General features: G+C 68.0%; 8 protein-coding genes and 1 tRNA gene. 4 read left to right on the forward strand and 5 right to left on the reverse strand.

Annotated features, from left to right (window positions below; all coding sequences use genetic code 11):
- Positions 1 to 33 precede the first annotated feature (33 nt).
- From ACFX4F_RS17845 to ACFX4F_RS17865, 5 genes are all read right to left on the reverse strand, one after another.
- Positions 34 to 993 (reverse strand): ribose-phosphate diphosphokinase, encoded by a 960-nt coding sequence (locus ACFX4F_RS17845; protein WP_025879147.1) that lies wholly within the window; start codon positions 991 to 993, stop codon positions 34 to 36.
- Positions 994 to 1,131: 138 nt separating this feature from the next.
- Positions 1,132 to 1,208 (reverse strand) — tRNA-Gln (locus ACFX4F_RS17850).
- Between the two features lie 11 nt (positions 1,209 to 1,219).
- Entirely contained in the window at positions 1,220 to 2,089 is an 870-nt protein-coding gene (gene ispE / locus ACFX4F_RS17855; RefSeq protein ID WP_380657555.1) for a 4-(cytidine 5'-diphospho)-2-C-methyl-D-erythritol kinase, read from the reverse strand.
- Positions 2,086 to 2,745, reverse strand: a complete 660-nt coding sequence (gene lolB / locus ACFX4F_RS17860; RefSeq protein ID WP_099819126.1) for a lipoprotein insertase outer membrane protein LolB — start codon at positions 2,743 to 2,745, stop codon at positions 2,086 to 2,088. The genes ispE and lolB overlap by 4 nt, the downstream gene beginning before the upstream one ends.
- A complete protein-coding gene (locus tag ACFX4F_RS17865) occupies positions 2,742 to 4,427 on the reverse strand; it encodes a tetratricopeptide repeat protein (RefSeq protein ID WP_380657557.1) in 1,686 nt (561 codons plus the stop codon). Before ACFX4F_RS17865 ends, lolB begins: the two co-directional genes overlap by 4 nt.
- Positions 4,428 to 4,490: 63 nt before the next feature.
- On the opposite strand from ACFX4F_RS17865, the gene hemA reads away from it, so the two are divergent.
- Genes hemA through ppk2 form a run of 4 tightly spaced genes read left to right on the forward strand, consistent with a single transcriptional unit; the run spans position 4,491 to position 9,375 of the window.
- Entirely contained in the window at positions 4,491 to 5,774 is a 1,284-nt protein-coding gene (gene hemA, locus ACFX4F_RS17870; protein WP_089238957.1) for a glutamyl-tRNA reductase, read from the forward strand.
- A complete protein-coding gene (gene prfA, locus ACFX4F_RS17875; protein ID WP_313446640.1) occupies positions 5,752 to 6,834 on the forward strand; it encodes a peptide chain release factor 1 in 1,083 nt (360 codons plus the stop codon). The genes hemA and prfA overlap by 23 nt, the downstream gene beginning before the upstream one ends.
- 5 nt (positions 6,835 to 6,839) lie before the next feature.
- Positions 6,840 to 8,546, forward strand: coding sequence for a tetratricopeptide repeat protein (locus ACFX4F_RS17880; RefSeq protein WP_380657560.1), 1,707 nt, complete (start codon positions 6,840 to 6,842; stop codon positions 8,544 to 8,546).
- A 46-nt stretch (positions 8,547 to 8,592) separates the two neighbouring features.
- Positions 8,593 to 9,375, forward strand: coding sequence for a polyphosphate kinase 2 (ppk2, locus tag ACFX4F_RS17885; RefSeq protein ID WP_100465683.1), 783 nt, complete (start codon positions 8,593 to 8,595; stop codon positions 9,373 to 9,375).
- The last annotated feature ends 410 nt before the right edge of the window (positions 9,376 to 9,785 follow it).

Consider the following 9,785-nt stretch of genomic DNA (forward strand, 5'->3'; position numbering starts at 1 on the left):
GTGTCCCTGCCGTTGCCGGCGGGGACGAAAAAATCAATCGACGTACAGCGAGCTGACCGACTCGCCGAAGGCGATGCGGCGCATCGTTTCGGCCAGCATTTCCGCCACGCTCAGCTGGCGGATCTTGCTGCACACCCGCGCGGCGTCCTTCAGCGGGATGGTGTCGGTCACCACCAGCTCATCGAGCTGGGAGTTGGTGATGTTGTCCACCGCCGGGCCCGACAGCACCGCGTGGGTGCAGTAGGCGGCGACCTTGAGCGCACCGCGCGCCTTCAGGGCAGCGGCAGCGGCGCACAGGGTTCCGGCGGTATCGACAATGTCATCGACCATCACGCAGGTCTTGCCTTCGACGTCACCGATGATGTTCATCACGGTGGAGACGTTGGCGCGCGGACGGCGCTTGTCGATGATCGCCAGGTCGGCGTCATCCAGGCGCTTGGCCACCGCACGGGCGCGGACCACGCCGCCCACGTCCGGCGACACCACGATCAGGTTCTCGGTGCCGTAGGCGCGCCAGATGTCGGCCAGCAGCAGCGGAGAGGCATACACGTTGTCGACCGGAATATCGAAGAAACCCTGGATCTGGTCGGCGTGCAGGTCGACCGTCAGCACGCGATCGGCGCCGGCGGTGCTGAACATCTTCGCCGCCAGCTTGGCGGTGATCGGCACGCGCGAGGAACGCATGCGGCGATCCTGGCGCGAGTAGCCGAAGTACGGCACCACGGCGGTCACGCTGGCTACCGATGCGCGCTTGAGCGCGTCGATCAGCACCAGCAGTTCCATCAGGTTTTCCGCGCTCGGCGCCGAGGTCGGCTGGATCACGAACACGTCCTGCTTGCGGACGTTCTCTTCGATCTCCACCTGCACTTCGCCATCGGAAAAGTGCGAGACCAGCGCCTTGCCGGGGCGCACTCCCAGTTCCTTGCAGATGTTCTGCGCCAGACGTTTGTTGGCGTTGCCGGAAAAGACCAGCAGGTTCGGGGACTCTTGCATCATGATTGTCTCGGGCGGGGACGAGTGGCGGGGATCCGGTAGCGGCAAGGACCACGTCGGCCCCTGCTGCTGACAACACCGCGGCTGTTCCCACGTCCCGCGCAGATGATGCGCTGGAAGGCGCGGACGCAGCCGCATTGGCAGGGGCGGGAGGATTCGAACCTCCGAATGCCAGGATCAAAACCTGGTGCCTTGGGCCTCTTGGCGACGCCCCTGCATTGATGAATCAGTGTTGCTCGAGTGCATCCAGCAGTGGCGAACGTGCAACGCCCGCAGCCACCCTTGCCCGCAACTCCTTCGACAACTTCGCTCGTCCCTGCTCGGCGGCAGCCTGCGAATCGAACTCGACGAAACAACCACTTCCCGAACCGGTCAGACGTGCCGTGCCGATGTCGCTCAACGCAGCAAGCACCGCCTCGACGGCAGGCTCACGGCGGCGCAGCACCGGTTCGAACACGTTCCCGACCAGCGAGCCGGAAGCGAAGTCCTCTATTTTCGCCTGTGGACTGTCGCGCGTCAAATCCGGATCAGCGAACAGGAGGGGGGTGGGCACATGAACGCCCGGTTCGACCACCACATACCAGGCCTGCGGCAGGGTGATCGGCCGCAGCCGCTCGCCCACCCCTTCGGCCCAGGCGTTGTGGCCACGCACGAACACCGGCACGTCGGCGCCGAGACGCAGCCCCAGCGCGGCCAGCGCATTTTCGTCCAGCCCCGCACCCCAGAGGCGGTTCAACACCACCAGCACGGTGGCCGCGTCGGACGAACCGCCGCCGAAACCGCCGCCCGCAGGAACGTGCTTTTCGACGATGATGTCGACACCTTTATCGACATTCGCCGCTTCTTTGAGCATCCGCGCTGCACGAACGGCCAGATCATCGGCCTCGGCGACGCCGGCCAGGCCCTCGCCCTGCCGTCGCACCTGGCCGTCTTCACGCATGCGCAGGCCGATCCGATCGCCCCAGTCGAGCAGGCGGAACACCGTCTGCAGCTCGTGGTAGCCGTCGGCACGGCGGCCGGTGATGTGCAGGAACAGGTTCAGCTTGGCCGGGGCCGGCCACCAGGACCAGCCCGCGTCTTCCCCCCGCGCGTTCATGGTGCGCCCTGGCCCCATTGGTCAACCAGCAGGCGCACCTTGGCGTCGCCATTGACCGCTTCGACCCTGCGCGGCAGGGCCGGCCGACCGGCTTCGGCCGGGTACCAGTCCAGATACTGGATCACCCAGCCCATCTGCTGCATGCGCCGCGGACGGCCATCCGCATCACGATCGATCTTTCCCGGCCCCGCGCTGTCGCCGGCGACCAGCCCGCGTACCCAGTCCGGCAGCTGATTGACCGGAATATCCCAGCCGGTCGCCTCCAGCAGCAGTGCCTGTGCGTCTTCACCCTCGCGCGGACCACCGGCCAGTCCTTCCAGGCGCCCGGCTTCATGGTGGGTATCACCGCTCAACTTCCAGCTCTGGCGGGTCACCGGGGCGCTCAGTTCGACGACATAGCGCTGGCCTTCCTGTTTCCAGTCAATGCGGCCGCTGCCACCGTCCTTGCCCTTGCTGACCGCCACCCGGCCCTGGAAATTCCAGTCCGCTGCCGAACGCACGGCATCCACGCGCGCCGCCTCGGCGGCGGCCGCTTCGGCGGAAACGGTGGTGACCACGGCCGGCGCCGGCGTTTTCTGCCGGCCAACGGTGGTACAGGCACTCAGGGCCAGGGTCACGGCCACCAGCAACAACGGCCGGATCGTGGAAACACTCATGGATTGAATTTCTCGCGGGCGCGCAGCAGCGCGCGGTTTTCAGGGTCGAGCCTGGCCGCTTCCTCGAAGAAGTGACGGGCTTCATCGTGCTTGCCCAGGACCCACAGCACCTCGCCCACGTGGGCGGCGATTTCCGGGTCCTTGGCCAGCGTCCAGGCGCGGCGCAGCTGCACCAGCGCGTCGGCGTTGCGTCCCAGCCGATACAGCACCCAGCCATAGCTGTCGACGATGGCCGCGTTGTCCGGCTCGGCCACGCGCGCGCGGTCGATCAGTTCGAGCGCTTCCTGGTAGCGGCCGGTACGGTCGGCCAGGGTGTAGCCCAGTGCGTTCAGTGCCGGCACGTTCTCCGGCTCGGTCACCAGGATCTTGCGCAGATCGGCCTCGGCGCGGGCGATGTCATCGCGACGCTCCCAGGCCAGCGCACGGGCATACAACAGGCCGTTCTCGTCCGGATACGCCGCCAGGCCACGGGCCAGTGCATCGATCTCGCCGGGAAGGTCGTCGGCGCGCTGGCGCAGCTCGGCTTCCAGCAGATACGCGTCGCGCCGCACATCGTCATCGACGCCGGCATCGGACTGGATCGCATGCACTTCATCCAGCGCCAGCGACTGCCGGCCTGCCAGCCCCTGCGCATTGGCCGCACGCAGGCGCGCTTCATTCAGCTCATCGCCGCCGGGCACGCTGTGGTACCAGTTGACCGCCTCCGGGTAGCGCTTGAGGTACTCGGCGATCTTGCCGAGCAACAGGCGCTGCGCCGGGTCCGGCTTGGCCGCCTGCCGCGACAGTTCGTTGTACAGGTTGGACAGCGCGGCCTTGTCGCCCTGCTTGGCCAGCAGCGAAGCGCGCATTCCCCAGGTCTGCACATTCTGCGGACCGACCGCCAGCACGCGCTCGGCCGCTGCCGGCTGGCCGAGGCTGTCATAGGCGATGGCCACCGCATTGCGCAGTTCCGGATCCTGGCGGGTCTTCGGTTCCACCCCACGCAGCAGCGACAGCGCCTGCTCGGTCTGTCCGGCCTGCTGCAGCTGGCTGGCCCTCAGCAAAGCGACGCGCGGCTCCTCGGGGAAGCGCTTGACCACCTCGTCGATCATGCGCCGCGCCAGCTCGGGCTTTTCCATGCGCAACGCCAGGCGTCCAAACTCCTGCCAGGCCTCGATCTTCTGGGGAATGGCGTTCGCATCGACCAGCTCGCCCAGCACCTGGGCCGGCACGGCCGGATCGCGGCCGCCGCCGATCAGGGCGCCCAGGGCGAACTTCCAGCCCTCGTCGCCCGGATCCTGCAACAAGGCCTGAAGCTCGCCGCGCGCAGTCTTCACATCGCCCTGGCGCATCGCCAGCGCACCGGCGGCGCTGCGCATCGCCAATGAGCGTGGCGCACGCTGCTGCCACAGGGCCAGGCCCTTGGCCGCAGCATCATCCTCGTTGGCCAGCATGGCGATGCGGGTCGCCCGCTCGGCCAGGCCGGCGTCGCCGTCGGTCTGCTGGGCGGCCTGCAGATACCAGCGCGCGGCCTCGGCCAGCTTGCCCGCCTGCAGGGCGAACTCACCAGCCAGGACCGGCTCCAGCGCCAGTTCCTCAGTCACCGCGGGCCGTGCGGGCGCCTTGGCGGGCACCGCCGCCAGGGCCTGGGCACAGGCCAGAGACAGCAGCAGAACACTGGGGATGCGAATCAATGCGGGCATCGTCGGCATCGGGGCCTTAAAATGTCGTCCAATGGCCAGCAGCTTATCGCAAGCAACTGAACAATGACCCTGTGGGTGCTCGGACTGAATCACCAGACCGCACCGGTGGAACTGCGCGAACGCGCAGCCTTCGCCGGTGACGCGTTGCCGCGCGCGCTCGGTTCGCTGCGCGATACCCCGCAGATCGCCGAGGCGGTACTGCTGTCCACCTGCAACCGCACCGAGCTGTATGCCGTGGCCGAGTCCGCGCAGGCACTGGACCAGTGGCTGCACGCCCAGGCCGGCGACCTGCAGGGCTATCTGTACCAGCACGCCGACGCCGATGCCGTGCGCCACCTGTTCCGGGTGGCGACGGGGCTGGATTCGATGGTGCTGGGCGAGCCGCAGATCCTCGGCCAGGTGAAGGACGCGTGGTCGACCGCGCGCGACCACGGCCTGCTCGGCCAGCGCCTGGACCGGCTGTTCCAGCAGACGTTCTCGGTGGCCAAGCGCGCGCGTACCGATACCCAGGTCGGCGCCAACCCGGTATCGGTGGCCTCGGCGGCGGTGCGCCTGGCGCAGAACGCCTTTGCCCGCCTGGATGATTCCACCGTGCTGCTGGTCGGCGCGGGCGAGACCATCGAACTGGCCGCGCGCCACCTCAGCGAAGGCAAGGTGCGGCGGCTGCTGATCGCCAACCGCACCCTCGCCCATGCGCAGGAACTGGCCAGCCGCCATGGCGGCGTGGCGCTGCCGCTGACCGAACTGGAGCGCCACCTGGCCGAGGCCGACGTGGTGTTCTCCGCCACCGCTGCCCGCGAACCGGTGATCCACCGTGCCGCGGTGGCCAACGCCCTGCGCGCACGCCGGCACAAGCCCATGCTGCTGTTCGACCTGGCCGTGCCGCGCGACATTGAAGCCGACGTTGCCAGTCTCAACGATGCGTTCCTGTACACCGTGGACGATCTCGAGCGCGCGGTGGAAGACAACCGCCGCAGCCGCCGCGAGGCCGCCGCCGAAGCGGAGACGATCATCGACCTGCAGGTCTCGCGCTTCGTCGAAACCCTGCAGGCCAGTGCCCACCAGGCACCGCTGCGGCAGCTGCGCGCCTTCGGCGAGGCCACCCGTGCCGAACTGCTGGAACGCGCGCGCCAGCAGCTGGCCAACGGCAAGCCGGCCGACGAAGTGCTGGAACTGCTTGCCCACGGCTTGACCAACCGCCTGCTGCACCCGCCGACCGCCGCCCTGCGCGCGGCTGCGCTCAGCGGCGATGCCGACCTGACCCGCGCCGCCGAGCGCCTGTTCCCGGCCACGCCGGGTTACCGCCACCCACCTGTGAGAACCGATGACGCCGACCCTGCGCCGTAAGTTGGAAGCGCTGGCCGAGCGCCGCGAAGAACTGGAACGTCTGCTCGCCGAACCGGAGGTGGTCGCCAACAACGCGCGCTTCCGCGATCTGTCGCGCGAATTTTCCCAGCTCGAACCGATCGCCACCGCACTGGCCGATGAAGCACGCGCCAAGGCCGACCTGGCTGCGGCCGAAAGCATGCGTGCGGACCCGGACCTGCGCGAGCTGGCCGACGAGGAAATCGCCGCCGCGCAAGCCCGCCTGCAGGAACTGGAGCAGGAACTGGCGCTGCTGCTGGTGCCGCGCGACCCGCGCGATGAAGGCAACCTGTTCCTGGAAGTGCGCGCCGGCACCGGCGGCGACGAGGCGGCGATCTTCGCTGGCGACCTGTTCCGCATGTACGCCCGCTACGCCGAGCGACAGGGCTGGAAGGTCGAGATCGAATCGGACAATCCCGGCGAACATGGCGGCTACAAGGAAGTGGTGGCACGCGTGGTCGGCCGTGGCGCGTTCTCGCGCCTGAAGTTCGAATCGGGCACGCACCGCGTGCAGCGCGTGCCGGCCACCGAATCGCAGGGCCGCATCCACACCTCGGCGGCCACCGTGGCGATCATTCCGGAAGCCGACGAAGTCGATGAGATCGTCATCAACCCGGCTGACCTGAGGATTGATACCTACCGTTCTTCCGGCGCCGGCGGCCAGCACGTCAACAAGACCGAATCGGCGATCCGCATCACCCACGTTCCCAGCGGCGTGGTGGTGGAATGCCAGACCGAGCGCAGCCAGCACGCCAACCGGGACAAGGCAATGAAACGCCTGAAGGCACAGCTGCTCGATGCCGAGCGCCAGCGCCATGACGCGGCGCAGGCCGAATCACGGCGCCTGCAGGTCGGCAGCGGCGACCGCAGCCAGCGCATCCGCACCTACAACTTCCCGCAGGGCCGCATCACCGACCACCGCGTGGAAGGGCTGACCCTGTACGACCTGCCCAACGTGTTGGCCGGCGACCTGGACCCGCTGCTGCAGCGATTGAGCCACGAGCACCAGGTCGACGCCCTGGCCCAGCTTTCGGCCGGCTGACCCGCATGTCGGCCTGGCAGCAGCGGCAGCAACTGCAGCAGGCGATCACGCGCCAGCCCGGCGACTTCGTTGCCTGGGTGATGCTGGCCGACCTGGAACTGGAAGCCGGCGACATTGCGGCCGGCGAGCAGGCCGCGCGACGCGCGCTGCAACTGCGGCCCAATCATCCTGAAGCACTGGCCCGGCTGGGCCGGGTAGCGTGGATGGCAGCAGCGCATGCCGATGCCGCCACGCTGCTGGGCCAGGCCTCCGCGCTGGCGCCGGAGCACCCGGGCATCGCGTTGTGGCTGGGGCACGCGCTGGAAGATGCCAACGATGCGGAAGGTGCATCGGCAGCCTATCGCCGCGCGCATGCACTGATGCCCGAAGAGCCGTACATCGCCGCACAGCGCCTCGCCTGGCAGCGTCGCCTGTGCGATTGGCAGGACGTGGATGCGCTGGCCACCCAGGTGCGTGGCGCGCTTGCATCTGGCCAGGGCGTGGTTGAGCCCTTCGCGTTCCTCAGCGAAGACGCCGGCGCAGCCGAACAGCTTGCTTGTGCGCGTGCGCGCGCGGCCGCTGTCGCTGCTGCGGTGCGGCCACTGTCGCCGGTGAAGCTGCGCGAACGAGGTCCACTGCGCGTGGGCTTCCTGTCCAACGGGTTCGGCGCTCATCCCACCGGATTGCTGACGGTGGCGCTGCTGGAACACATGGGCCAGGACCCGGCCCTGCAGCTGCATCTGTTCGCGCTCAACGCCGACGATGGCAGCCGCATCCGCCAACGCCTGCAGACCGCCACCCGGCTGCATGACGTGGCGGGATTGCGCCATGCCGATACCGCCGCGCGCATCCGTGCACAGGGCATCGACCTGCTGTTCGACCTGCGCGGCTGGGGCGGCGGTGGCACACCGGAAGTACTGGCGATGCGCCCTGCCCCGCTGCAGCTCAACTGGCTGGCCTACCCCGGCACCTCCGGTGCGCCGTGGCTGGAGGCCGTGATCGGTGACAGCTTCGCGCTGCCGCCCTCGCTGGAAGCGCACTACAGCGAACGTGTGCTGCGCCTGCCGCGTGCGTTCCAGCCGTCGGACAACACCCGCGTGCTGGAGCCGGCACCGGACCGCGCGGCCTGCGGGCTGCCTGCGCAGGGCACGGTATTCTGCTGCTTCAACAACAGTTACAAGCTCAACCCGCGCAGCATGGGCCGCGCGTTCGCGGTGCTGCAGGCCGTACCCGGCAGCGTGCTGTGGCTGTTGTCCGGCCCCGGCCAGGCCGATGCGCGGCTGCGTGCCGCCGCGCAGGCAGAAGGACTCGATCCGGCGCGTCTGGTGTTCATGGCCAAGCTGCCGCATCCGCAGTATCTGGCCCGCTATCAGTTGGCCGACCTGTTCCTGGATACGAACCCGTACAACGCGCACACCACCGCGTCGGATGCACTGTGGGCCGGCTGCCCGGTACTGACCTGCCCCGGCGCCACCTTCGCCGCGCGCGTGGCCGGCAGCCTGAACCATCAGCTGGGTCTGGAGCACATGAACGTCGCCGACGACGCGGCGTTCGTCGCCACTGCCAGCGCACTCGGCAACGATCCGACCGCCTTGGCCGCGGTGCGCGCCGAACTGGCGCAGGCACGCGAGCGCAGTGGCCTGTTCGACATGGCAGCTTTCGCGCGTGATCTGTCCGCACTGCTGCAGCAGCTGGCCCGCGAACAGGGCTGGCAGGGCCTCGACACGCGCTGACCTCGCCCTGCGCTACGCTCGGGCTTCCTTCCCGCGTGGTATGACGATGGCCAAGCTCAAGCGCAAGGAATACGACGAACTGCTGCAGCCGCTGCAGCTGGAACTGGCGGCGATGGCACGCTGGGTGCAGCACAGCGGGCAACGCCTGCTGGTGCTGTTCGAAGGACGCGATACCGCCGGCAAGGGTGGCGCGATCCAGACCATCAGCGAGCACCTCAACCCACGCCAATGCAGGGTGGTGGCGCTACCCAAACCCACCGACCGCGAAGCCACGCAGTGGTACTTCCAGCGCTACGCCTCGCATCTTCCGGCCGCCGGCGAGATCGTGCTGATGGACCGCAGCTGGTACAACCGCGCCGGCGTTGAACGGGTGATGGGCTACTGCAGCGAGACCGAATACCAGCAGTTCCTGCGCCAGGCGCCGGTGTTCGAACAGCTGCTGGTGGATGACGGCATCCTGCTGTTCAAGTACTGGTTGTGCGTGGACCAGGAGCAGCAGGAAAAGCGCTTTGCCGAACGCCATGTCGATCCGCTGAAGGGCTGGAAGCTGTCACCGGTGGACCTGAAGTCACGCAGCAAGTACAGCGCGTACACCGAAGCGCGCGAGGCGATGCTGCGCGCGACCCATCGCGACGGTGCGCCGTGGACGCTGGTGGATTTCAACGACCAGCGGCTGGGTCGCCTGACCCTGGCCCGCAACCTGCTGGACCGGCTGCCGGACACGCGGGTCGATGCACCGTTGCCGGAGCTGCCGAAGCTGAAGGGCAAGCTGCATCGCGAGCACTACGATGTGCTGAAGCCGATCGAGGATTTTCCGGTCGAAGAATAGGGTTGGTCGGCAGGGCCTGCGGCCCTGCACCTGCTACAGGCAACGGCACCAGCCGAAGCAACGGCCGAAGCGGTATTCCGTGGGATGGTGGGGCGGTGTCGGAGTGCGGGGACGCCGCAAGTACGTCCCTGTAGGCTTGGCCGCGGCATCCATGCCGCGGACACCCCGCACTCCGACATCGCCCCACCTCTGACAGATCTCCGCGATCTGGTAGATCCACGCCATGCGTGGATGAATCTCCATCGGAATCGAATATCTCAACAATTGAACGAAAAGCATCCACGCATGCCGCGGACACCCCGCACTCCGACACCGCCCCACCTCTGACAGATCTCCGCGATCTGGTAGATCCACGCCATGCGTGGATGAATCTCCATCGGAATCGAATATTTCAACAATTGAACGAAAAG

Source organism: Stenotrophomonas sp. YIM B13575 (assembly GCF_042787595.1).
In the GTDB taxonomy this organism is placed as follows: Bacteria; Pseudomonadota; Gammaproteobacteria; order Xanthomonadales; family Xanthomonadaceae; genus Stenotrophomonas; species Stenotrophomonas lactitubi_B.

Bases quoted from the DNA above. Each gene is read 5' to 3' on its own strand.
- hemA (WP_089238957.1), top strand. From the start codon at position 4,491: ATGACCCTGTGGGTGCTCGGACTGAATCACCAGACCGCACCGGTGGAA.
- lolB (WP_099819126.1), bottom strand. From the start codon at position 2,745: ATGAGTGTTTCCACGATCCGGCCGTTGTTGCTGGTGGCCGTGACCCTG.
- ACFX4F_RS17880 (WP_380657560.1), top strand. From the start codon at position 6,840: ATGTCGGCCTGGCAGCAGCGGCAGCAACTGCAGCAGGCGATCACGCGC.
- prfA (WP_313446640.1), top strand. From the start codon at position 5,752: ATGACGCCGACCCTGCGCCGTAAGTTGGAAGCGCTGGCCGAGCGCCGC.
- ispE (WP_380657555.1), bottom strand. From the start codon at position 2,089: ATGAACGCGCGGGGGGAAGACGCGGGCTGGTCCTGGTGGCCGGCCCCG.
- ACFX4F_RS17845 (WP_025879147.1), bottom strand. From the start codon at position 993: ATGCAAGAGTCCCCGAACCTGCTGGTCTTTTCCGGCAACGCCAACAAA.
- ppk2 (WP_100465683.1), top strand. From the start codon at position 8,593: ATGGCCAAGCTCAAGCGCAAGGAATACGACGAACTGCTGCAGCCGCTG.
- ACFX4F_RS17865 (WP_380657557.1), bottom strand. From the start codon at position 4,427: ATGCCCGCATTGATTCGCATCCCCAGTGTTCTGCTGCTGTCTCTGGCC.